Genomic DNA, 22,219 nt, shown 5'->3' on the forward strand with positions numbered 1-22,219 from the left:
CTCCTAATCGGTCGGCATCCTGTCGTAGTGATGGATTGCAGCAAAAATGAGGTCTCGCACAGCGGTTCCGTAGACCGCTGACTGCTTCAAGAGGGCGAATGCCTTAGCGTACAGTTCGATTTCTCGGGGTTGAGTAACGGAAAATTCTGCTGAGAAGGTCTCAACTAGAACGAGCTTGTCATCGAACATCGAGAATGAGTTACCTGGCCAGATGCGAAGGGGCGCAGACCTGGGGACGATGCCGAGGCTGAGCCTGGCCAGCCCCATGACCGACAACAGGCGGTCGAGTTGCCCCTTCATCACCTCTTTCCCTCCAAAGTTGCTGTACAGCGCCTGCTCGCCGAGCAAGACGTTAAAGATCCGATCGCCTCGGTATAGGTACTGCTGACGTTCAAGCCGCTTGGCCGTGGCGGCTTCGGTGTCGTCGGGAATCTCGTAATAGTCGACGACCTGCTTGAAGGTCTCTGCGGCGTACTCGGACGTTTGGAGCGTCCCCCATACGAGCGTCGGATGCCAGATTCGAAATATCTTAGTTTTCGAGTAGACAGGTATTGCGGCCTGCTGTCTCTTCTCTGCCCCAGTCGCCAACTGCCGGCGCCACTCAAGCCATAGTTCGTCAATGTGCCGGACCGTGGCAATGAGGTCTTCGATCTGCTCGGATCTGTTGGTCGTCGTGCACCAGAGGCGGATGTCGTCCTCGCTGGCGTTCTGCTTCCCGTTCTCGATCCGGGAGACCTTCGACTCCTGCCATCCCGTGGCCAGCGCGAATGCCCGGCCGCTCGCGAAGCCCGCATCCTTGCGGAACCCGCGAAGCCGGGCACCCAACGCCTCTCGTGCTTCTTGTGCTTGGTTGCTCACTGATGGGTCAGGGCTTGTACTCGGCGTGCGGGATGGCGATGGCCCAGAGCAGGTCTCGCAAACGGATGCACTCGGCCACGGTGTCAGGGTCTTCCACGATCTCTGACCCGAGAACTCGGCCTTCAGGATCGAAGTGCCCCACGGCAAGAAGGCGTTCGTCGTACAGCCACCAGTCGTTCCCTCTTAGGGGGAAGGCAACCCCTTCCGGCAGCCGGTGCCTCGGAAGCCATCGGATGTCCTCGCCCATCTCGATGTTGAGGTGGGTGAGCGAGTGCTCCCAAGTGACGTACTGGCTGTGGGGCTCTGTGACCACGCGAACGCGACGGACCGTCTTGCCCTCACCCGTAACGCGCTTCATCAATGTCGTCCAGTCGTCGAGCCATGAGTAGTCGTCGGGTTCGCCACGCTTCCATCGGGCGTACGGCGTGTCCTCAATGGGAGACCCGTAGTCGTCTCGCAGCTCCAGATGGAAGGCATCACGCTCGAACTGGTTGAACAGCTCGTCACGCTGCGCGGGGCTGATCAGGTCCACTGTCTTCCTCCAGGAGGGCCGTGATCGAGGACTTGGGAATCTCGATGCAGGTCTCATAGTCGGGCATGCGCATCTGGCTCAGGGCTTCAGCGTCGTGCATTTCCGGGCCTTGAAGGACGCAGGTCCCCTGTTCAGTGACGATCTTGATCGGGTCGTTGTACTTCTTGATCTCGCCTGTGGGGAGTCCGTCCTTGGTCAGGTGCTCGAACAGCTCGGTCGGCACCTCGATGACGGTCTGTCCCTCCGGCACGTCGAGCTGCATGAGGAGTTCGTTCGCATACACCTTCCAGCCTTGGATGACGTAGGTGTCCTGGTCGCTGGCGTACAGGGTGGGGCTGTCTCCCGGGGTGGAGTTCTTCCCAAGGAACCGTAGCTGCATGGTTGCTCTCCCGTCCGCTTCCTTGCGCCGGATTGCGCGACACGACGATGGTCGCGAGGCCGTTCGAGCCCGTCAATCGGCTTGCTGCAAACTGGCGCAATCTCCTTGGGACTTGGACGCCAGCCCCTCTACGTTCGTCTTCGGACCCAACCTGCTGAGGCAGCACCGAGGGGAGAATCGTGGTGGCCAGCGTGATCCGAGAGCCTGAGACAGCCAGAGAACACCTCGAAGTCGACTGGTTCAGGGACACCATCACCGTGATTCAGCTCATGGACCTCTCCCGGTCGACGCGAGCAGACATCGACACTCTGACCCAAGAGTGCATCGAGCACCTGGAAGAGCTGCTGAAGGAAGACCTGGGAGCGGACCGGGACGACACCGTGATGCAGCTCTTCCGCCGGGCCTACGCGCACTTGGAGCTGTCCAGGCGGCCAACGAACCGGACGCCGGCCTATGACGCCTTCACCTACATGCGCGACACGGCGACAGTCACCTTCGAGCTTCTGAAGGTCTACGTGGCGAAGCGCGAGGGCGAGGCCCAGTGAGAGCGGTACTGCGGTTCGTCAACTACAAGATCACCCGAGATCCGATCGGCGAGGCCACCTATAGGGCCCGCTGTGTGTCCGGGGACGAGGAGGAGTGCGGGGCCGAGTCCCTGGTCTTCGAAGGCGACGAACCCCCTGCTGACTGGATGGCCGAGCACACCAAGGAGACGGGCCACACGCGCTTCGAGCGCACCTACAAGGACTACGCCCTGGTGGAGAAGGCGGAATAGTGGCAAGCCGACCGAGTAGGCCGATGAGTTGGGGTTGGTGCGTCCTCGGCCGTCACTGGGCGATGGTCGTTTTTATAGGTCCGGTCGAGTCGGACGGCATGCAAGCCCCGGTACATGCCTGTGAAGGCTGCTGCGGCTACATGCGGAACTTCGTCCGCAACTACAACCGGCGCCGGGACAGACAACCGGCCTAGAAGCTCCCGCCCATCTGCCTCCCCCGACGGATGGGCGGGGTTCAACGCCCGCCCCCGGCCTGGGACGTCACGGTCGGGGCCTGGGGTGGGTCAGCAAGTGCACATCAGATCAGAGGAAGAGAGGACTTCCGAATGACTGTGGCACCCGAAAGGCCCGTCTCCCTGCTCCAGGGCAGGGACCTGGTGGCGCCCGAGCTGTTCGAGCGCCTGGTGGACTTCTGCGCCGAGGAGTACGGGCACGAGCGCTCGATCGCCGAGCGCATCATGAACGAGGCCCTGGCGTTCATCGATGTCATGGGCAAGACCGGTGAGGGCATGTCGCCCTCTCAGGTCGTGGATCCCGGCTGGCACACGTTCATGCTCCACACCGAGGACTACGCCGCCTTCTGCACGGCGCGGTACGGCCGGTTCATCCACCACGCCCCCAAGAGCCGCTACCGCGATCGAGCCACGATGGTCGACGTCGTGGCCAAGATCCGCGCCCACGGCTATGAGGTTGACGAGTCGCTGTGGGGCACCAAGGCCGACTGCAACGAGCCGACGTGCTGCGGCGACGGCCCGTGCTGCTGATGCGGGCCGCTGTCAGTGGCAGCCGCTAGAGTCCGGCCCTCACAATCCAGGACTCTAAGTAAAAAAGGGAGTTTTCATGGCAACTGCCGAAGCAACCAAGGGCCGGGGACGGGTAACCGTCTTTTCCATGTTCGGGCCCGTCTTCGGCTACGCGAGCACTCTGGTCGATGACCAACAGGTCGCCTACATCGGTCCGCTCACTCCGGCCGTCAATTGGCGGAAGCTCTGGCAGATGGCCGAGCGCTGCCACAACGACGGAGTCTCGGAGACCAGGAAGGCTCAGTGGATCGTCTCGCAGGCGTCCCGTGCATTCATCTGCGGCAGCGACGTTGTCGTGAAACTCCCCGACGCGGATTGGGAGATGGAGCCTGGTGGTTGGCTCGTGGAGCTTGGCGACTCCTGGTGCAATCAAGACGTATTGGTTACCGGCAACCTCACAGTGCCGGACCTCACCGCCGAGCAGATCGCCCCGAAGTTCACCTACTACCCGCAGTACGCGGGATGACGCCCCGACCACTCTCGCTCTCGCAAAGGTCAAGTGGCCGAGGCGCCTGGCTCCCCACCACCATCAGATGAAGGGAACTCACCTATGAGGGTAGACCTTCCGGCGACAACACCAGGGCCTGATCCGCCGGGCGGCCCTCCACCGGCCCGGCCGCAAGGTACCCAGCACAAGCCCCGCTGAGCCGCCCTCTGGGCATCAGCCTCTGGAGGAGTGAATTAGGCTCCATGATCGCCAATGGGACGCCGCCGTGTCCCGGAGGACAGAAACCCTCCGCAGTTCGGATGCGGGGGGTTTCTGCATTGTGACGCCTGCCAGAAGCCAGGAACGCTTTGTTTGCTAGAGCAGTGCGCGGAACGGGTTCTCTTCGAGCGGTTCGGGCCGCTCGGTCACGGAAACCGGTGGGCGAACCGACCGCTTCAGTTCCGGCGCAGGCTCCGGGGCCCCGTTCGGTTCCGGACGGTATGCGTCCAGACGGACAACCGTTGCGCGCTTCTGCTCACGCTCCGCGCTGGCCGGCTGCGGCTCAGCGTGGCGGGAAGTGTCCCGATTCCTGTCGCTGTCCGCGCTGGCCGGCTGCGGCGCAGAGTCACCGGATGTGTCACCGCGGAGTGAGAAAACGGTGGCTGGTCGGCCCGTCCTACCTGACCGCTCCACAGTCACGACGATTCCGGGCAGTGCGCGAACGTCAGCCGTGCTGGCACCCACGTACGGGAGCACCTGAGAGGACGTGGCGCGCCCCCCATGGAGTTCGATCCGGGCCCGGACCTTGTCTTCAAGGCTAAGCGGCTGCCGCTTCACCTTCGGGGACGTGGCGCCCTTGGTGATCCGCACGGCGTCCTGCACCGACCGACGGACCAAGCTGAAAGCAGCCGACACCATCTCTTCCGTGATGGTCTCGGAGCACTCGGAGGCAGCGAGGCAGGCTGCGACCCTGAGCGTCTGCTCTGCGGTCCGTTCGATGAATACGGCCTGCCCTTCCGGCAGTGCCTCACCGAGGATGCGCGCATAGCGCCGTACGATCCGCCACAAGGGCCGGGCGTCCTCCCCGAGGGTGACCACACGGGGCCGGGCCGTGGCCCAGCCGTAAGCGTCGGACAGCTCCCGTCCATCCACCTGCGGCAGGGTCACCCGGTCGTCATCGAGCATCGGCACGGAGCCGAGCAGGAACGGCAGGATGCGGTTATAGGACCCTCCGGCCGCTTCCGACTCACCCACGTACTTGGCCCAGTCGGACGGTGTGATGTGCGAGTGCAGGACCATGGCGGGGTCGCGCACTTCCTGGGGCTCATCCTTGGTGGTGTTGCGGAGAGTTGCGCCGTCCCAAGCCGCCCGGAGTCTCGAAGTGAAGGAGGGGTCACGCTTGACCCGCTTCAGGACTTCAGTCCACTCCTCCTCGCAAACGAACGTCCTCACGTCCCGACCGTGTTCAGTCTCGGAAGTGGCTTCCTGCTGGTCCCACAAGTGGTTGACCAGGCTCGCCCCGGAGGTGATCCCGCTCGTCGTGTGGGTAGCCAGGAAACGGCCCAGTGCCTTGTCTACGACGTGATGCGCAGCCCGCAGTGCAGTGCCTTTTCCACGTCCGGTACCTGCGCAGAGCGCGGACCATATGAGCACCGGCCGAGCGTTGCCACGGGATGACACCTTGACCGTGCCACCGATGGCGGCCGACCACATCGAGAGGGCGGCCACGTACACCCCCAAAGCATCCGTTTCCAGGAACGGGGCGATCCTGCGAACCGCGCGTCCGATCGGACCGTACAGAACGGGGGTGCTCATGCTGCCTGCGCTTTCTGGGAGTTGGTTTGGTTGCGAAGGGAGACGACTGGCCGCCATCGGCCCCCGTCCTTGGTCTGAAAGTTCGGCTCCTTGGCTGACTTCCGCAGCAGGGGGAGCGCGTCTCCCCCGTCCGCCGGAACGATCACAGCGGTACAGCGGGACACCTTGTCCATCGGGACGTGGCGGCGGACAGCGACCACCGATAGCGGGTCGTTGCTCACGATTCCGGTACGGCGCTTTCCCTTGGGCGTGGTCCAGGTGACCCAGGAACCGGGCGTGCAGTCGCCCTTGGAAGGCTTGCTCCCTGCCCCGTATCCCGTGGCGCTCTTCCAGGCGCTCAGGTCGGTGGGCCGGGGGTGACGGCCGCAGTCAGCGGCCGTCACAGTGGGCGCGGCGCTCACGCCGCGATTGCTTTTCCCTCCGACGCATCCAGGTGCGTCAGTTCGTACGCATGCCTCACGTTCATCGGGATTCTGCCCTTGGCAGGCACGGTGAAGCCGTTCTCTCGCGCCCACGCTCGCACGGCACGGTTTCGCTCACGCTCGCTTATACCGGAACGGTCCACCTTGGCAGGCTCCGGAAGCGGGTCACCGCCGACCAACTCACCGGCCCGAATCGCGTCACGGAACCGGCCCGGCTTCCGCACGTCCATCACAGGAATGCCACGCTCGGAAGCGTCACGCAGCTTGGTCGCATTCCGGTCGCCACCGTCGCCAAGGATGAGCAGGACCGTGCTCTCATCAGCGCGTCCCACCACCTGATACCCCATGCGGCGAACGGCCTCCCGCGCATCCTCCCAGCCGTACCCCGGAACCTCACCAGCGATCATCACAGACGGGACAGGCTCAGGGTCAGATTCCGCCACGGGAACCGCTTCCGGCTCCGGCTCCGGCTCCGGCTCCGGCTCCGGCTCCGAGACAGGCTGAACAACCGGCACGGGCTCGGGTTCAGTCGGTGTGATCTGGTTCTCAGACGGAGCACCCAACGCATCGCAGAGGTAGCGACCAAATGTGACGTCATGCTCCAAGCAGAGGTGCCACGTGTCGTTTCCCAGCGTCAGCGATGACGTGGCCTCAACCTCAGAACCGTCACGCGCAATGTGCGCATCGCAAAAGGTCAATTCGACCGGGACAAGAACCGTTTTACGCATGGCGAATAACCCCCAGGAATATACGACCGGACAGATAAGTCAGTCCGCTGGAATCGGCCCATCAACGCGACCGCCGCCCCACTTCATTTCCCCGCGAAGCGATGTATCCACCTTATCAAATGCGGGAGTGAATTCCCACAATACCAATAACGTTCCGATAACTTGAATTCTCGGTGACGAGAGAAATCGGAGAGTGATAGAGGGTGCATCGTCGCAGGTCAGAGGCGTGCCTGATGGTCAGTCAACACCTGGGGGTAATGCCTTGAATTCCTTTATGCGGACCCACCGGGGGTGCCAGCCGGCCACCGTGTGTCAGCCAATCAATTTTCGGAACTGGGTGAGGCCGCCGGAGGTGGCGACCCTCCCGTTCGGCCATTCACTTCTTCCGGCACTCGAAGCACTTTCCCGAATCGTGTCCCTGCCCGTCGCGCCACGGTTCCTCGTCACCGGTCGCAAGCCAAGCGAGATGCAAGCAGTAGAGGCCCCAGCAAACATCGCACTGAATGTGCGTTTCCCCCGTGATCCCATTTTCGAAAGTGCTGAAGTCAGGGCACTCCACTCCGTCTACATGTGACGCTCTGGGGACGGTGCCCCTTGCGCCGACAGCCTGAGCGGCCCTGCGACGAACGACCTTCCTACTCATCCCCCATCACCCACCCAAGCGTGCGCATCCCCTCTGGAGTGAGACCCAGAGCCTTCACCAGGTGCCGATATTCCATGTGCTGAGCGTTCGATGCGGTACCGGCCAGAATGGCGGACCAGTAGACGACCACAGCGGCCACGACACCGGCCGTGGAATCGTCCCACTGTGACGCCTGCGGCGTCTCCCACAGTTCAACCCAATAGGCACGCTCGTGATCCGACCAGTCACGGCCTGCTGGCAGTTCTGGTACAGGCAAATTGTGCTCCAGCGGGAGAACGGTGAGCTTCTGCGCTTCGCGATAGCGCGAGTTTGGCGAATTCGGCTGTCGAGCCTTCGGCATGCTTCCTCCGGGAAAACGGACAGTCACGGCCGGCTGAGCCGTGTGATCAACGGGTGGTGAGGAAAACCGGGCCCCCGCTGACGAGGGCCCGAACAAATCCAGGATCAGGAACCGGGAAACCACCGATTCAACAGAAAATGTCAGGCGGCGTCTTCCCCGGGTGGTGCGACGAAGTCTCCGAACTCAGCCCGGTTGCCTCGGTACTGGTCGATCAGGCCCAGATCCTTGGCGCTGTCGAAAGTGAGTCGGCCATCCGAAGTGGTCCGCCAGGCGTTCACCTCTTCGCCCAGGGCACCAGAGAATCCGCGCCACTTGGGCCAGGTCAGCTCTCCGCCCGTTGTAGCCCACAGGAAGCGGCTGACGCTGCCTGCCAACTGCGCGCGCGCCGCTTCCGCCTTGGCGATCGCGGCCCTGTACTGCTTCAGTGCACGCTCAGACTGCTCAAACCCCTGGCGGGCCAGTTCCGGCAGTTCGTTCACGATGGCGTCTGTTACTGCGGATTCGGCCTGCTCCACAGCACGGGCCAGGGCAGGCTCTACTCGCTCGTACTCTTTGACTCTGGAACGTACCTCGGCCAAATAATCATCCCGATCCGGAAGCGGTCTGCCGTCGGCTACGGCCTGCATCTCCTGCTCCCTGAGTTCCTTATCGGCCTTGCGCATCGCGGGAACGTAGTAATCACGCGACGGACGGCCGTTACTGTCGTCGACATACTGGCGAGCACAGTCCCCATTCTCCATTCTGTATTTGCGGTGGCGCTCCTCCAGCGCGTCACGCTTTTGAATCAGTTCCAGAGTCTCCTCAGAGAGCTGGAATGCCGACAGGTCAAATCCCCTGTGAATGATGGTCATGGGTCTCCTCGGGTTTCAGTTACGGCCGAACATCAGGTCGTCAAAGTGGCCCGCGCGTCGGGCCTGGGCAATCTGCTCCGGAGACATCCGGGTGAGATCGTCCCGCGTGTACTGCGCGGGCCTGGCCTCTCGCATCGATTTCAGGATTTCGTCTCGGATCATTGCGCGGATTGGGTCATCGGTCATCGTTTATCTCCTTGGCTATGCGGTGAATCTCGGCGTTCGCCCTCACAGTTATTCAGCTCTGGCGGCCGGCGTGGTGCTGCGGTGGAGGGTCTGGGGCGGTGACATCGATGTGCTCTTCGCTGATCAACGACCGCACCGGGGTGCGCAGGTGGCGGGAGGCGAGAATGAGCATGCGGAGACTCGGGCACGTCTCACCGGATTCCCAGCGGCGGACCGTGGAAGGGGCGACGAGCATTTGGTTGGCCAGGGCCTCGATAGACAGGCCCAGGGAAGCACGACGCGCGGCGAAGAAGTGGCGATCGAACATGTGGACTCCAATCCGGTAGTGCAGAAATGCGCGACAGTGGGGGAAAAGGAGACCCCGGCCCAGGGCCGGGGTCTGAAGAGGAAACCTGTTCCCAATAGAGATGTCGGTGTCAACGGAGTCAGCCCGGGACAGCACCGTCATGAAGTGAGGCGCATGTCACACGCTTGGGATACTTGCGGTCGGGCAAGTGCCCCTCGTCGGACCGTGGCCGTTCAGGCATACTGCTACTCATGAGCGAAGGCGAGAGGCATCCTGAGCAGGCACTTCCGCAGCTCAAGGGAGCTGCTCCGCAGCCTGGGGGGCCGGTTCAGTACGAGCTGAACGGCGCCTGGGTAGTGGTCGCTCAGGGCGACTACGACATGAACACGATCGATCCTCTCGCCGAGACCCTTGAGTCGGCAGCGCGGAAGCATCCGCTTGTCGTACTGGATATCTCCGGGGTCACCTTCGGAGACTCAACGTTCCTGAACCTGATCATTCGCATCCATGCCCAAACCGGCCTTCGACTAGTTGCTCCTACTCCGCAGTTCCAACGGGTGCTGGAAATCACCGGGGCTGATTCGGTACTGGACGTGCGTGCGTCTCTGGAAGACGCGACCTCGGATGCTCAGTGATAAGTACAGTAAAACCGATTCCCCGAGCGGCAGCGAGGCGCGTCACAAACAAACCCTGAAAAGGTTTCAGGAGATGGAGCCGCCCCCACGAGAAGGGGGCGGCTTCTTGATGGAGTGGAACAGGCCAGGGCTCAGGCCGCCCCGGCTGGAGTCAACTCTATTTAAGAAGGGGCGTAGGACTCGCCCTTGGAATTAAGCGGCCGAGAGGCCCGTTTCGTTAAACTTCTCGGACCTGAGTCGGACCCTCTGTGCCCACTCGTTCGAGGGGAACGGGGATCCATGCCGGGCGATGTTGTCGCACTCCGCTTCCCAACGCTGAGCAGCTTCCGGGGTGCTGAACATCCAGTCGCCGTGCCTGCCGTCCCACGGGATGTTGTGCCCGTGTGTGGCGCACTCCTCTCGCTTCCTCCTCGACGGGGCGTCCATCGCAGCCACGGTGGACGGGATGAGCAGGCATCGCGGCTTCGCTTCCGGAGCCAGAAGTCCAGCAGCCTTGAGAGACCCCAGTGCCTGGGAGTAGCGGCCAGCGCTGTACGGCTCCCCTTTCTCGTTGGTCAAGATGAGCTGCAATTCACCGGAACCCAACGGGGCATGGCCGCCCCGCTGCATGCGATCCAATGCCAGCAACCACATACGTGTTTCAAGGTGCAGAACCGCGCTCCCAATCGCGGGGTTCGAATGTTCCGGCCGGTAGACCTTGGCAAAGTGGTAGCTCAACAAGCCTCCATCGGGCATAAGAGAAGCCCCCGGTGTGGGCCGGGGGCCTGAACGGTGACCGGGGTCACCACGATTGGGGGTCTGGGACGAGTCAGGGCCCGCGCATGGGCAAGCGGGCTGGGGCTCCTAGCGTGCCTTCTGGTGTGCCGGTTCGGGGTCCTCTCGCTGCTCGTCAGGGGGCGCTGCCCTCCTCTTCCAGATGTACGCCCACCCGCCAGGCGAGTCAACCCGGTTCCTGGACGGCTAGGCCGGCATGGCCGCCACCGTGCGGGGCCCCACGTGTCGAGGCCCCGCTGAACTCACCTTCTCGGAGCCCTGAGACCTACCAGGTTCCGAACGCCTCGTGGAAGGCTTCGCGGTTGGTCAGCAGCTCATTGCGAACAAACCAAGTGGGGTCGTCTGGGCCCCAGTCGTTGTTCGCTCCGAGCCGTTCACGGAGACTCGTGCCAAAGTCAAGACGGAAACCGTCAACTCGCCGATGCGCCCGGACGCCCCACAGGATCAGCTTTTCCCGGCGCTCCTCCTCGGTGGACGACTCCCACCACTGCCGGTATGTCTGCCCGGTGCTCGTCCACACCTCGACCGGACCGGAACCGGTCGCATTGGCAGCCATCTCTCGTTCCGCTGCCGTGGTCGCCACCATGGAGGCGTATTCGACAGCCCCGATCCGGCCCGCCTTGAACTCTGCTCCAAGCTGCTCAAGGCGAGCGTCAAGCACAGCCACCTTCACGGCCACGGACTCATCTACCTTGACCGTCTTCTCCATCACGTCGAGATCGCCGATCTTGACCATCAGGAGGCGCGTCAGATCCCCGTAAAGGATCTTGGCGTTAAAGGACACACCCTTGCAGGGCGTGACCCCCTTGGACTTGTTGCCGTGGCAGCGGTACCGGGCGCTCCCGCCCCTCTTGCCCTCCTTGACGTAGTACAAGGGATTGCCGCAGCCGTCGCAGAAGAGGACGCCGAGCAGGGGGGACCGCTTGATGGGGCCCTTTGTGTACTTCACGAGCGACACAATCTCCTGCAATGCATCCCATTCGCTGTGCGTGAGTACGGGCTCGGACCGCATGACGGGGCTGCCGTCCGCGTCTCGGACCACCGTGCCATCAGCTCTCACGTATTCCCCGAGCAGGCTACGAGAGGTGAGGACGGCCTGAACAGCCGTTGGCGTCCACTTCGCCCCTCGCGGCTTTGCCTTCTCTCCGTCGAGCCGCGTCGTGGACGTTCCCTCGGCTGCCCGCATGCGCGCAATGTCCATGGCTGTGAGCACGGCCTTGCTATTCAGCCATGTGGCGACAGCCGAAAAGCTCTTGTCGCTCATGAACCGCCGGATCATCTCCATCAGCACGGGCCCGTACTCCGGATCGATACCGAGGGAGAATCCATCCTCGCCCTTCACTGAGACTCGACCGAAGGGCACCAGTCCCCCGGGCCAGCGCCCCGTAGCTCGCATGGACTCTCGCGAAGCCTTGATGCGGGCCTTGATGGCGTCTAGTTCAGCTTCGGCCAGGACAGCGAGGATCTTCGCAATCGTCTTGCCCCAAGACGTACCGAAGTCAAAGCCCTCTTCGACAGACACCAGGGTCTTGCCGTGTTGATCGCACCAGTCCAGCAGATCGCTCAGGTGCTTCACGGAACGCACGATGCGATCGATCTTGAGGACGTACAGGACGTCGAACTCGTCCCTGCGGTTGTTCAGCCAGTCGCCCAGGTCTGGACGCAGCCACGGGGGCAGGGAGGCCGATACGTCGATGTCTTCCGCAAAGCCAACGAGGTCGAGTTCGTCAGCCTCGACGCGCTTGGTGATGCGTCGCCGCTGGGTGTCGTCGCCAGTCTGGCCGACGCTGCCGACTGAGAGCCGTATGACTCCGAGTGCGCGCTTCATCTGTGGTGGTTCCTCTTGCTCAGGGTTGCCGGGTGACCGTAGCAAACCGAGTGGTGGGAACTCTCAAGACCGTTCCGACGGTCCTCTTCGCGGACGGTTCGACGCTGACGAACCCGTCGCTGGCCCAGGTGAAGCAGAAGATCGGCGTCTGACCGCTCCACGGCAGACGCGAAGGGCGGTACCCGAGAGGTCTCGGGTACCGCCCTTTCGTGCGTCGGGCGTGCCGTTTCTCACACGAAGCTGCGCATCGGCAGCGGCTGGCCGTACCACAGTTCGATCAGGCGGGCGGCGATGGAGATGCCGTACGGGGGCAGCACCTCGCCGGCCTCGAACGCGGCGTGCAGTTCCTCGCGGGAGAACCAGCGAGCCTCGTGGATCTCGTCCCCGTCGACGTTGATCTCGGTGGAGGTGGCACGGGCCGTGAAACCGAGCATGAGGCTGGACGGGAACGGCCAGGGCTGGCTGGCGACGTACTCGACCGGGCCGACGGTGACGCCGACCTCCTCGAAGACCTCGCGGCGCACAGTCTGCTCGATGGACTCGCCGGGCTCGACGAAGCCGGCCAGCGTGGAGAAGCGGCCCTCGGGCCAGTGGACCTGGCGGCCGAGCAGGATGCGGTCGTCCTTGTCGGTGACGGCCATGATCACGGCCGGGTCGGTGCGCGGGTAGTGCTCGGCTCCGCAGGCCGGGCAGCGGCGGATGTGACCGACCGCCGCGATGACCGTGCGCTCGCCGCAGCGGGAGCAGAAGCGGTGGGTGCGCTGCCAGTTCTCCAGGCCGACCGCGTGCACCATGAGGCCCGTGTCACGCGGCGAGAGCAGCAGCCCCGCCTCGCGCAGGCCCGCCGGGCGGGCGGACTGGTCGATGCGGCCGGGCAGCGAGTCCTTCTGGAGCGCGAAGTAGCTGACGCCCGCGTCGTCGATGCCGAGGAAGTAGCGGTGCGCTTCGGTGAGCGGCGCCTCGAAGGAGGGGGTCATCACGAGTACGGTCCGCCCGTCGGGCGTCTCGTCGATCAACACCTGGCCACCGGAGACCACGAAGCAGCGGGTCGTGGGGTGGCTCCACGCCGCCGCCAGCCAGGCCTCGTCGAGCCGGTGGTGGGCGGCGCGGTCGATGCCGCTCGGGGCGGTGAGCGAGATGGGTCGGTCGGCGGTGTGGTCGGTCCAGGTGGTCACGGGTGCTTCCAACTCCCCCAGTGGAACGGTTTGTTTCGGCGGGCGGTTCGGCGGGACGTAGGGCAGGGAGGGGACCGGGGCGGGCGGGGCGGTCCTTACAGTGTGCCCCCCCCGCGCGGAGCCGCTTCGGACGGCTCCGGAGGGTCAGGGCACATGGCGCCAGTTCTCGGCGAGGTCGCCCCACAGGTAGGCGCTGGCCTCGACGCCCTTGACGAGGAGGTTCAGTTCGACCTTCTCGTTCGGGGCGTGCCAGCCGTCGGTGGGGACCGAGATGCCCAGGAAGAGGACGGGCGCGCCGAGGACCTCCTGGAGGTCGGCGGCGGGTCCGGAACCGCCCTCACGGGTGAAGCGCACCGGGCGCTCGAAGGCCCGGGACATGGCACGGGCCACGGACTGCAGGGCGGGGTGGTCGAGCGGGGTGAGGCAGGGGCGGGTGGCCGGGGCGAAGGTGATCTCGTGCCGGATCCCCGCGGGCACCTGCTCGGCGGCCCAGGTGCGGACGGCCTTTTCGATGTGGCCCGGGTCCTGGCCGGCGACCAGCCGGAAGGACAGCTTCACCATGGCCGAGGACGGGATGATCGTCTTGCTGCCCGGACCCTGGTAGCCGCCGCCGATGCCGTTGACCTCGGCGGTGGGGCGGGCCCAGATGCGCTCCAGGGTGGTGTGCCCGGCCTCACCGTGGGTGGCGTACGACCGGGCGCTGCGCAGCCACTGCTCCTCGTCGAAGGGCAGCTCGGCGAACAGCTCGCGTTCCCGGTCGGTCAGCTCGACGATGCCGTCGTAGAAGCCGGGGACCGCCACGCGTGCGTGCTCGTCGTGCAGGGCGGCCACCAGGCGGGCGGCGGCGGTGGCCGGGTTGGGGACCGCGCCGCCGAAGGAGCCGGAGTGGATGTCCTGGTCGGGGCCGTGCAGTCGGATCTCGCACTCGGCGAGGCCGCGCATGCCGGTGCACACGGTCGGGGTGTCCTCGGACCACATGCCGGTGTCGGAGACGATCACCGCGTCGGCGGCGAGCCGGCCGACGTGCTGCTCGACGAGGGCGCGGAAGTTCGGGGAGCCCGACTCCTCCTCGCCCTCGATCAGCAGCTTGAGGTGGACGGCGGGAGCGGTCCGGCCGGTGGCGGCGAGGTGGGCGCGGACGCCGAGTGTGTGGAAGAACACCTGGCCCTTGTCGTCGGCCGCCCCGCGCGCGTAGAGGCGGTTGTCCCGGACTACGGGCTCGAAGGGCTCGCTGTCCCAGCCGTCCTCGCGGGCGGCGGGCTGCACGTCGTGGTGGCCGTAGACGAGGACGGTGGGCGCCTCGGGGTCGCCGGCCGGCCACTCGGCGAAGACGGCCGGGGCGCCGGGGGTCTCCCACACCTCGGCGGCCGGGAAGCCGGTCTCCAGGAGCTTGGCGGCGAGCCAGTCGGCGCTGCGCCGTACATCGGGGGCGTGGTCGGGCTGGGCCGACACGGAGGGGATGCGCAGCCATGCCGCGAGGTCGTCGAGGAACGCGGCGCGGTGCTGTTCGATGTACGTACGGACGGCGCTGACGGCACTGTCAACGGGCTGGCTCATGTCCACGAGCCTATCGGCCCGCGCCGACATCCTCGGCGGGCGGTTCGTCACACTCGGGTTCCGCCGTGAGCAGCCGCTCCAGGGCCGACCGGTCCGGCAGGCCCTCGGGTCGTACGACCTCGCCGCTGCGCACATGGAGGAAGGCGGCCGTGACCGACTCGGGGGGCACGCCCTGCTGCTCGGCCCAGGCCAGCCGGTAGACGGCGAGCTGGAGCGGGTCGGCGGTGCGGGCGCGGCCGGTCTTCCAGTCGACGATCTCGTACGTCACGGCGTCACCGTCGCCGTTTCTGTAGACGGCGTCGATACGGCCCCGTACGACGCGGCCGGCCAGGGCGAGCTGGAAGGGCGCCTCGACGCGGTAGGGGGTGCGGTGGGCGTACTCGGTGGCTTCGAAGGCTTCCTTCAGGGCTTCCAGGTCGCGTTCGTCGGCGATCTCGGCCTCGCTGCCGGGCAGTTCGTCGGGTTCCAGCATGGGCAGCGTCAGCTCTTCGAAGCGGGCTTCCACCCATGCGTGGAACCGGGTGCCTCGGCGCGCGGCGGGTTGCGGGGGGTGTGGCATGGGGCGCGCGAGTTCCTGTGCGAGCCCGTCCGGGTCCTTGGCCAGCAGCATCAGCTGGGAGGCGGTCAGCGTGGTCGGCAGGGGTACGTCCGTGACGCTCCGCCGGGCGCGCAGCAGCTCTCCGGTGAGCGCGTCGAGGTCGCGGTCCCAGGAGGCGATGGTCCGGGCCTCCTCGGGCGTGAGGGGGGCGGCCTGGTGCGGGACGGTGGGGCGGCGGTCCGCGGGGTCGTCGTACTGGTCGGGGTAGGGGGGCTCGTCGGGGTACGGGGACTGGTCGGGGTAGGGGGGCTCGTCGGCGTACGGGAAGTCGTCGTCTTCGTACGGCGGCTCGTCCTCCGGTGGCGGGGGCCAGTCCGGGTCCTCGTGACCGGCGGGGACGTGGGTGGCCGGCGGCTGACCGTGGTCTGCGGCGGTGAGGGTGTCCAGGTGGGCGAGGACGGTTTCGGCGGCGGCGCGGCGGCGGGCCAGGGCGGCGGCGTCCAGGGGCAGCGGCCAGACCTGGTCGGCGGCGGCCGTGTGCAGCGCGGGGTTCTCCTCGTCCTCGGCGGGCTCGTCGGCCCAGGCCTCGGTCTCGCCGTGTCCGGCGGCGCAGTGGTCGTGCAGGGCCTGGAGGAAGTCTGAGGGGCCGCGTGGCTTCTTCTGGTTGGGCCCCCACCAGTGGCCGGAACCGAGGAGCAGGGAACGGGGGCGGGTGAAGGTGACGTAGCCCAGGCGCAGTTCCTCGGTGTGCTGGTGCTCCTTCATGGCCTCGTGGAAGGCCTTCATGCCCCGGGAGTCCCAGGACTCGATGTCGGGCAGGGTGTCGCTGTCGCCGCGCAGGGCGTGCGGCAGCACCTTGGCCTGCGCGGTCCACTTCTCGCGGCCCTGGCTGCTCGGGAAGGTGCCGTTGACGAGTCCGGGGACGGCTACGACGTCCCACTCCAGGCCCTTGGACTTGTGCGCGGTGAGGACCTTGACGGTGTTCTCGCCGCCGGGCAGGGCGTTGTCGAGGCCCTTCTCGTACTGGGCGGCGGTGCGCAGGAAGCCGAGAAAGGCCAGCAGGGTGGCTTCGCCGTCGCCGGCCGCGAAGGAGGCGGCGACGTCCAGGAAGTTCGACAGGGTCTCGCGGCGGCGGGCGGCCAGCGCGTGCGGGGAGGCGGACAGCTCCACCTCCAGGCCGGTGACGGCGAGGACGCGGTGCAGGACGTCCATCAGCGGGTCGGACAACGAGCGGCGCAACTCGCGCAGCTCGGCCGCCAGGCGCGCGAAACGCACCCGCGCGTCCGGCGAGAACGGCAGTCCGTCGTCGTCCCCGTTCTCGTCGTCGAAGGGCGTTTCCAGGAAGGTGTCGAGGGCGTCCGCGAGCGATATCACCTCGGCGGGGTCGACGCCCTCGACGGCCGCGGCGAGCCGGCGGTCCGGGTCGTCGGTGTCGCCCACGCGCGCGTGGGCCACCAGCAGCCGGGCGCGGCGGCCCAGGAGGGCGAGGTCGCGGGGGCCGATGCGCCAGCGCGGGCCGGTCAGCAGGCGGACCAGGGAGGCGTTGGCGCCGGGGTCCTGAAGGACCTCGCACACGGCGACGAGGTCGGCGACCTCGGGCAGGTGCAGCAGCCCGGAGAGGCCGACCACCTCGACGGGGATGTCGCGGGCGACGAGCGCGCCCTGGATCTGGGCGAAGTCGGTCGCCGTGCGGCACAGGACGGCGATCTCGCCGGGGGCGGTCCCGGTGCGGACGAGATGGGCGAGGGAGTCGGCGATCCAGTCGATCTCCTCGGCGTGGGTGGGCAGCAGGGCGCAGCGGACCGTGCCCTCGCGTTCGGCGCCGGGTGCCGGGCGGAGCGCCTCCACGCCCGCGTGCAGGGCGCGCAGGGGCTCGGCGAGGCCGTTGGCGAGGTCGAGGAGACGGCCGCCGCTGCGGCGGTTCTCGCTGAGCGCCTGGCGGGTGGCGCGGCGGCCGTCGGCGTGAGCGAAGTGCTCGGGGAAGTCGTCGAGGTTGGCGACGGAGGCGCCGCGCCAGCCGTAGATGGCCTGGCAGGGGTCGCCCACCGCGGTCACCGGGTGGCCGGTGCCGCCGCCGAACAGGCCTGCCAGCAGGACGCGTTGGGCGACCGAGGTGTCCTGGTACTCGTCGAGGAGCACCACGCGGAATTCCTCGCGCAGCAGCCGGCCCACTTCGGGGATGCGGGCCAGTTCGGCGGAGAGGGCGATCTGGTCGCCGAAGTCGAGCAGGTCGCGCTCGCGCTTGGCCGCCCGGTAGCGCAGCACCAGTTCGGCGAGTTCGCGGCGGGCGGCGGCGGTGTCGGGGACCTTGCGCAGGTCGGCGTTGGTGAGCTTGGCGCCCTGGAGCGTGCCCAGCAGGCCGTCGTCCCAGGTGCGCAGTTCCTCGGGGTGTACGAGGTGTTCGGCGAGTTCGGAGTCGAGGGTGAGCAGGTCGCTGACGAGGTCGGCGAAGGAGCGGGTGAGCGCCGGGTAGGGGCCGGGGGCCTCGCGCAGCACCCGTGCGGCGAGCTGGTAGCGGGTGGCGTCGGCCAGCAGGCGGGAGGTCGGTTCCAGTCCGAGACGCAGGCCGTGGTCGGTCAGCAGGCGGCCGGCGAAGGCGTGGTACGTCGAAATGACCGGCTCGCCCGGCGGGTTGTCGGGGTCGATGGCGTCGGGATCGGTGACGCCGGCCCTGACGAGTGCCTTGCGGACGCGTTCGGCGAGTTCACCGGCGGCCTTGTTGGTGAAGGTCAGGCCGAGGACCTGTTCGGGGGCGACCTGCCCGGTGCCGACCAGCCAGACCACGCGGGCCGCCATCACGGTGGTCTTGCCCGATCCGGCTCCGGCCACGATCACCTGCGGGGCGGGCGGCGCGGTGATGCAGGCCGTCTGCTCCGGGGTGAACGGGATCCCGAGAAGCTCTTTGAGCTGCTCGGGGTCGGTGATACGGGCGGGCATGCCGTCAAAGCTAGCGGCGGCCACTGACAACCGAGGACGCGGCGCCCCACCGCGACCCGAGAAGCGCAGGTCAGGCCCTGTGGTGGTGTGCGTCACTCAGGTCACTCGACCACGTGACGCCCCTCGGGCCGCGCGCTGCACGACGCCCGGAACGCGCAGTGCGTGCAGTGCTGGCCGGCGGTCGGGGTGAAGCGTTCGTCGAGGACCTTTCCGGCGGCGTTGGCCAGCAGCTCGCCGACCCACTCCCCCGTCAGCGGCTCCTGGGCCTGCACCTTGGGCAATTCCTCGCCACCGTCCCGTCGGGCGGCGCCCTGTCGCAGGTGGACCAGCTCGGCGCCGCCGGGTTCGGGGCGCACGCCGTCGAAGGCGGTGTCCACGGCGCCTTCGCGGACGGCGAGCTGGTAGACGGCCAGTTGCGGGTGCCGCTCCACTTCGCGCGCGGTCGGCGCCTGCTTGCCGGTCTTGAAGTCGACGACGTAGGCCCGGCCCTCGCCGTCCGCCTCGACCCGGTCCATCTGGCCGCGGATGCGCACCTGGTAGTCGCCCGCTCGGAGGGTGACGTCGAAGTCCTGCTCACTGGCCACCGCTGTGCGGCCGGTGCGGTCCAGCACATGCCACTTCAGGAAGCGTTCGAGCGCCACGCGCGCGTGCTCCTTCTCCTGCGCCGACTTCCAGGGCGCGTCGAAGGCGAGCGCGTTCCACACCGACTCCAGGCGCTCCATGAGGACGGCGAGGTCGCCGGGGGTGCGCCCGGAGGCGACCTCGTCGGCGAGGACGTGGACGACGTTGCCGAAGCCCTGCGCGGTGGTGGCGGGCGCGTCGGCCTTCACCTCCCGGCCCAGGAACCACTGCAGGGCGCAGGTGTTGGCGAGCTGGTCGAGGGCGCTGCCGGAGAGCACGACCGGCTGGTCGCGGTCGCGCAGCGGCACCTTGCTCTCGGTCGGCTCGAACATCCCCCACCAGCGGTAGGGGTGCGCGGACGGTACCAGGGGGCGGCCGTCCTCGTCGGTGAGGGCGGCGAGCCTGGCCAGCCGGCGGGCGGCGGCCTCCCGGAGGGTGGCGGACACGCGCGGGTCGACGGTCGTGGCGCGCAGCTCGGCGACGAGCGCGGCCACGGACAGCGGGCGGCGCGGGCGGCCGGTGACGTCCTGGGGTTCGACGCCCAGTTCGGTGAGGAACCGGGAGGGCTGGTCGCCGTCGTCGGCGGGGGCCTTCACGGCGGTGACGACGAGACGTTCACGCGCGCGTGTGGCGGCCACGTAGAACAGGCGGCGCTCCTCGGCGAGCAGCGCGCCCGGGGTGAGCGGTTCGGCGAGTCCGTCGCGTCCTATGCGGTCGGCCTCCAGCAGGGAGCCGCGACGGCGCAGGTCGGGCCACAGGCCCTCCTGGACGCCGGCCACCACGACCAGCCGCCACTGCAGGCCCTTGGAGCGGTGCGCGGTCATCAGGCGGACGGCGTCCGGGCGCACCGCGCGCCGGGTGAGGGTGTCGGCGGCGATGTCCTCGGCCTCGATCTCCATCAGGAAGTTCAGGGCGCCCCGGCCGCCGGTGCGCTCCTCCGCGCGCGCGGCGGTGGCGAACAGCGCGCAGACGGCGTCCAGGTCACGGTCGGCGTTGCGGCCGGCCGCGCCGCCGCGCCGGGCGGCCCGCTCCAGGCGTGTGGGCCACGGCGTGCCCTCCCACAGGTCCCAGAGCGCCTCCTCGGCCGTTCCGCCGCCCGCCAGGCGTTCCCGGGCCTTCCGGAGCAGCGCGCCGAGGCGCTGGGCCCCGCGCGCGTACGCCGGATCGTGCGCGACGAGGCGCTCCGGCTCGGCGAGCGCCCGCGTGAGCAGGTCGTCCGAGGGCGGCGGCAGCGGGTTGCCCGCGGCCCGCTCCTCCTCGCGCAGGGCACGGCCGAGGCGGCGCAGATCGGCCGCGTCCATGCCCGCGAGGGGCGAGGCGAGGAGGGTGAGCGCGGTTTCGGTGTCGAGCCAGCAGGGGTCCTGGGCGGGCCGTTCCCTGCCCTCGGCGGCCTGCTGCCGCTCGGGGGTCTCCGGGGGCCGTACCTCGTGCCCGGCGGTCGGCCAGGGGCCGTCGGGGCCGTCGGTGGCCTCTTCATGGGCCGTGGGCACCTCTTCGGTGGCGTGGGGGACCTCGTCGGAGGCGTCCTCGGGCCGCCGCGCCGCTTCCGCCGTGGCCACCGCCCGGAGCGCCGTCAGCAGCGGGGCCACCGCCGGCTCGTGCCGCAGGGGCAGGTCGTCGCCGTCGATGTCCAGCGGGACACCGGCCGCCGTGAGGGCGCGGCGCACCGTCGGGATGGTGCGGGAGCCGGCGCGCACCAGGACGGCCATGTCGCTCCAGGGCACGCCGTCCTCCAGGTGCGCCCGGCGCAGGATGTCGGCGACGTTGTCCAGTTCGGTACCGGGCGTGGGGTACGTGTAGACCTCGACCCGGCCCCCGTCCCGCAGCGGAGCGAGCTCCCGGTGGGCGCGGACCTTGTCGGCGGGGAGCCGGGTGAGCGGCATGCGCTGGGTGAGCAGACGGGTCGCCGTGAGCGGGCCGGCGGCGGAGCGGCGGGAGGTGCGCAGCACCTGGACCGGTGCCGGCCGGCCGTCCGCGCGCGGGAAGGCCGCCGGGAATTCCAGGATGCCGTTCACGTCGGCTCCCCGGAAGGCGTAGATCGACTGGTCGGGGTCGCCGAAGGCGACCAGGGTGCGCCCGCCGCCGGCCAGGGCGTGCAGCAGGCGCACCTGGGCCGGGTCGGTGTCCTGGTACTCGTCGACGTACACGGCGTCGTACTGTGCGGCCAGCCGCGCGGCGTTCTCGGGGCGGCGGGCGAGCAGGACGGCGCGGTGGACGAGTTCCGCGTAGTCGAGGACGCCCTGCAGGTCGAGCACGTCGAGGTACTCGGCGAGGAAGGCCGCGGCGGCGCGCCAGTCGGGGCGGCCGATACGGCGGGCGAAGGCGTCCAGCGCGCCGGGGGCGAGGCCCAGTTCCCGGCTGCGGGCGAGGACGGCGCGGACCTCGTCGGCGAAGCCTCGGGTGGTCAGGCAGGCGCGCAGCTCGTCGGGCCAGCGCACATGCCTGAGGCCGAGCCGCTCCAGCTCGGGATGGCCGGCGAGCAGCTCGCGGACGGTGACGTCCTGCTCGGGGCCGGACAGCAGACGCAGCGGCTCCACGAACAGCCCGCTGTCCTGGTGGGCACGGATGAGCGCGTAGCAGTACGAGTGGAAGGTGGTCGCCCTCGGCGCGCGGGCGGCCCCCATGCGCAGTGCCATGCGGTCGCGCAGCTCGACGGCGGCCTTGCGGCTGAACGTGAGCACCAGGATCCGCTCGGGGTCCGCGCCGCGGGCGATCCGCGCGGCCACCGACTCCACCAGGGTGGTGGTCTTGCCGGTGCCCGGACCGGCGAGAACGAGCAACGGACCGGCACGGTGATCAACCACGGCACGCTGAGCGGCGTCCAGACGAGGGGGATCCACTGCGGCGGCGGGGGTACGGACCAGTCGGTAAGCGCCATGGCTCCCCTGGCGCACCTGGGGGTGCGGCAGGCGCCTGAGGGAGGAAGAGGAGCTCACGTGGTTCGCCGGTCCTGGTGGGTGTGCTGGTGGGCAGGCGGTCACCGGAGGGGCGATGGCCGCGAGGTGGGAGGGACACGTCCGGTCGACGCTACGCCCGGGAACAAGGCGGAAGCGGGGTTTCCGCTTCTTCCCTCAGGGCTCTGGCGTCACGCGTGCCCCACCCCTCACGA

Annotated in this window: 19 protein-coding genes and 1 pseudogene; 6 read left to right on the plus strand and 14 right to left on the minus strand. The window is 67.9% G+C overall.

The window, feature by feature from the left end; all coding sequences use genetic code 11:
* Positions 1-3: 3 nt before the first annotated feature.
* Genes ACFYMM_RS00760 through ACFYMM_RS00770 form a run of 3 tightly spaced genes read right to left on the minus strand, consistent with a single transcriptional unit; the run spans position 4 to position 1,769 of the window.
* On the minus strand, positions 4-858 hold the full coding sequence (locus tag ACFYMM_RS00760; protein ID WP_388382393.1) for a helix-turn-helix domain-containing protein: 855 nt from the start codon (positions 856-858) through the stop codon (positions 4-6).
* Between the two features lie 7 nt (positions 859-865).
* On the minus strand, positions 866-1,390 hold the full coding sequence (locus ACFYMM_RS00765) for a DUF6879 family protein (RefSeq protein WP_388382395.1): 525 nt from the start codon (positions 1,388-1,390) through the stop codon (positions 866-868).
* Positions 1,362-1,769: a hypothetical protein gene (locus ACFYMM_RS00770; RefSeq protein ID WP_388382397.1), complete on the minus strand. Its 408-nt coding sequence runs from the start codon at positions 1,767-1,769 to the stop codon at positions 1,362-1,364. The genes ACFYMM_RS00765 and ACFYMM_RS00770 overlap by 29 nt, the downstream gene beginning before the upstream one ends.
* A 182-nt stretch (positions 1,770-1,951) precedes the next feature.
* Between ACFYMM_RS00770 and ACFYMM_RS00775 the strand changes: the two genes are divergently transcribed.
* The 4 genes from ACFYMM_RS00775 to ACFYMM_RS00790 all read left to right on the plus strand — a co-directional run bounded on the left by ACFYMM_RS00775 (position 1,952) and on the right by ACFYMM_RS00790 (position 3,813).
* Positions 1,952-2,314 (plus strand): hypothetical protein, encoded by a 363-nt coding sequence (locus tag ACFYMM_RS00775; RefSeq protein WP_388382399.1) that lies wholly within the window; start codon positions 1,952-1,954, stop codon positions 2,312-2,314.
* Entirely contained in the window at positions 2,311-2,544 is a 234-nt protein-coding gene (locus ACFYMM_RS00780; protein ID WP_388382401.1) for a hypothetical protein, read from the plus strand. Before ACFYMM_RS00775 ends, ACFYMM_RS00780 begins: the two co-directional genes overlap by 4 nt.
* A 326-nt stretch (positions 2,545-2,870) precedes the next feature.
* Positions 2,871-3,308, plus strand: a complete 438-nt coding sequence (locus ACFYMM_RS00785) for a glycine-rich domain-containing protein (protein WP_388382403.1) — start codon at positions 2,871-2,873, stop codon at positions 3,306-3,308.
* A gap of 76 nt (positions 3,309-3,384) precedes the next feature.
* On the plus strand, positions 3,385-3,813 hold the full coding sequence (locus ACFYMM_RS00790; protein WP_388382405.1) for a hypothetical protein: 429 nt from the start codon (positions 3,385-3,387) through the stop codon (positions 3,811-3,813).
* 336 nt (positions 3,814-4,149) lie between these two features.
* Here the strand turns inward: ACFYMM_RS00790 and ACFYMM_RS00795 are convergent, their stop codons facing one another.
* The 6 genes from ACFYMM_RS00795 to ACFYMM_RS00820 all read right to left on the minus strand — a co-directional run bounded on the left by ACFYMM_RS00795 (position 4,150) and on the right by ACFYMM_RS00820 (position 9,066).
* A complete protein-coding gene (locus ACFYMM_RS00795) occupies positions 4,150-5,589 on the minus strand; it encodes a DUF3987 domain-containing protein (RefSeq protein ID WP_388382407.1) in 1,440 nt (479 codons plus the stop codon).
* A 397-nt stretch (positions 5,590-5,986) separates the two neighbouring features.
* Positions 5,987-6,739 carry a histone-like nucleoid-structuring protein Lsr2 gene (locus ACFYMM_RS00800; protein WP_388382409.1) on the minus strand — a complete coding sequence of 251 codons (753 nt, stop codon included), beginning with the start codon at positions 6,737-6,739 and terminating at the stop codon, positions 5,987-5,989.
* Positions 6,740-7,374: 635 nt separating this feature from the next.
* Entirely contained in the window at positions 7,375-7,722 is a 348-nt protein-coding gene (locus ACFYMM_RS00805) for a hypothetical protein (protein ID WP_388382411.1), read from the minus strand.
* A gap of 140 nt (positions 7,723-7,862) precedes the next feature.
* Positions 7,863-8,573: a hypothetical protein gene (locus tag ACFYMM_RS00810; RefSeq protein WP_388382413.1), complete on the minus strand. Its 711-nt coding sequence runs from the start codon at positions 8,571-8,573 to the stop codon at positions 7,863-7,865.
* A 15-nt stretch (positions 8,574-8,588) separates the two neighbouring features.
* A complete protein-coding gene (locus tag ACFYMM_RS00815; protein WP_388382415.1) occupies positions 8,589-8,759 on the minus strand; it encodes a hypothetical protein in 171 nt (56 codons plus the stop codon).
* Positions 8,760-8,811: 52 nt separating this feature from the next.
* Positions 8,812-9,066, minus strand: a complete 255-nt coding sequence (locus ACFYMM_RS00820; RefSeq protein ID WP_388382418.1) for a helix-turn-helix domain-containing protein — start codon at positions 9,064-9,066, stop codon at positions 8,812-8,814.
* A gap of 230 nt (positions 9,067-9,296) precedes the next feature.
* On the opposite strand from ACFYMM_RS00820, the gene ACFYMM_RS00825 reads away from it, so the two are divergent.
* A complete protein-coding gene (locus ACFYMM_RS00825) occupies positions 9,297-9,680 on the plus strand; it encodes an STAS domain-containing protein (RefSeq protein WP_388382420.1) in 384 nt (127 codons plus the stop codon).
* 1,039 nt (positions 9,681-10,719) lie between these two features.
* Here ACFYMM_RS00825 and ACFYMM_RS00830 read toward each other — a convergent pair.
* Positions 10,720-12,282, minus strand: coding sequence for a recombinase family protein (locus ACFYMM_RS00830; RefSeq protein ID WP_388382423.1), 1,563 nt, complete (start codon positions 12,280-12,282; stop codon positions 10,720-10,722).
* A 56-nt stretch (positions 12,283-12,338) separates the two neighbouring features.
* On the opposite strand from ACFYMM_RS00830, the pseudogene ACFYMM_RS00835 reads away from it, so the two are divergent.
* Positions 12,339-12,434: pseudogene (locus tag ACFYMM_RS00835) on the plus strand (NrdH-redoxin); the annotation flags it as partial.
* Between the two features lie 78 nt (positions 12,435-12,512).
* On the opposite strand, the gene nudC reads toward ACFYMM_RS00835, so the two are convergent.
* The 4 genes from nudC to ACFYMM_RS00855 form a co-directional block, all read right to left on the minus strand.
* The gene (nudC, locus tag ACFYMM_RS00840; RefSeq protein ID WP_388382425.1) at positions 12,513-13,457 is read right to left on the minus strand and encodes an NAD(+) diphosphatase; all 945 of its coding nucleotides are present in this window, start codon (positions 13,455-13,457) and stop codon (positions 12,513-12,515) included.
* A 144-nt stretch (positions 13,458-13,601) separates the two neighbouring features.
* Positions 13,602-15,014: a dipeptidase gene (locus ACFYMM_RS00845; RefSeq protein WP_388382427.1), complete on the minus strand. Its 1,413-nt coding sequence runs from the start codon at positions 15,012-15,014 to the stop codon at positions 13,602-13,604.
* 10 nt (positions 15,015-15,024) lie between these two features.
* Positions 15,025-18,489 (minus strand): UvrD-helicase domain-containing protein, encoded by a 3,465-nt coding sequence (locus ACFYMM_RS00850; RefSeq protein ID WP_388382429.1) that lies wholly within the window; start codon positions 18,487-18,489, stop codon positions 15,025-15,027.
* Between the two features lie 101 nt (positions 18,490-18,590).
* Positions 18,591-22,046: an ATP-dependent helicase gene (locus ACFYMM_RS00855; RefSeq protein ID WP_388382431.1), complete on the minus strand. Its 3,456-nt coding sequence runs from the start codon at positions 22,044-22,046 to the stop codon at positions 18,591-18,593.
* Positions 22,047-22,219: the final 173 nt, after the last annotated feature.

The organism is Streptomyces sp. NPDC006739 (assembly GCF_042869815.1).
Lineage (GTDB): Bacteria > Actinomycetota > Actinomycetes > Streptomycetales > Streptomycetaceae > Streptomyces.

What these genes read in the sequence shown, in the direction of transcription:
- ACFYMM_RS00795 (WP_388382407.1), bottom strand. Translation starts at nt 5,589, where the DNA reads ATGAGCACCCCCGTTCTGTACGGTCCGATCGGACGCGCGGTTCGCAGG.
- ACFYMM_RS00815 (WP_388382415.1), bottom strand. Translation starts at nt 8,759, where the DNA reads ATGACCGATGACCCAATCCGCGCAATGATCCGAGACGAAATCCTGAAA.
- ACFYMM_RS00825 (WP_388382420.1), top strand. Translation starts at nt 9,297, where the DNA reads ATGAGCGAAGGCGAGAGGCATCCTGAGCAGGCACTTCCGCAGCTCAAG.
- ACFYMM_RS00800 (WP_388382409.1), bottom strand. Translation starts at nt 6,739, where the DNA reads ATGCGTAAAACGGTTCTTGTCCCGGTCGAATTGACCTTTTGCGATGCG.
- ACFYMM_RS00845 (WP_388382427.1), bottom strand. Translation starts at nt 15,014, where the DNA reads ATGAGCCAGCCCGTTGACAGTGCCGTCAGCGCCGTCCGTACGTACATC.
- ACFYMM_RS00785 (WP_388382403.1), top strand. Translation starts at nt 2,871, where the DNA reads ATGACTGTGGCACCCGAAAGGCCCGTCTCCCTGCTCCAGGGCAGGGAC.
- ACFYMM_RS00850 (WP_388382429.1), bottom strand. Translation starts at nt 18,489, where the DNA reads ATGCCCGCCCGTATCACCGACCCCGAGCAGCTCAAAGAGCTTCTCGGG.
- ACFYMM_RS00830 (WP_388382423.1), bottom strand. Translation starts at nt 12,282, where the DNA reads ATGAAGCGCGCACTCGGAGTCATACGGCTCTCAGTCGGCAGCGTCGGC.
- ACFYMM_RS00790 (WP_388382405.1), top strand. Translation starts at nt 3,385, where the DNA reads ATGGCAACTGCCGAAGCAACCAAGGGCCGGGGACGGGTAACCGTCTTT.
- ACFYMM_RS00770 (WP_388382397.1), bottom strand. Translation starts at nt 1,769, where the DNA reads ATGCAGCTACGGTTCCTTGGGAAGAACTCCACCCCGGGAGACAGCCCC.
- ACFYMM_RS00810 (WP_388382413.1), bottom strand. Translation starts at nt 8,573, where the DNA reads ATGACCATCATTCACAGGGGATTTGACCTGTCGGCATTCCAGCTCTCT.
- ACFYMM_RS00805 (WP_388382411.1), bottom strand. Translation starts at nt 7,722, where the DNA reads ATGCCGAAGGCTCGACAGCCGAATTCGCCAAACTCGCGCTATCGCGAA.
- ACFYMM_RS00820 (WP_388382418.1), bottom strand. Translation starts at nt 9,066, where the DNA reads ATGTTCGATCGCCACTTCTTCGCCGCGCGTCGTGCTTCCCTGGGCCTG.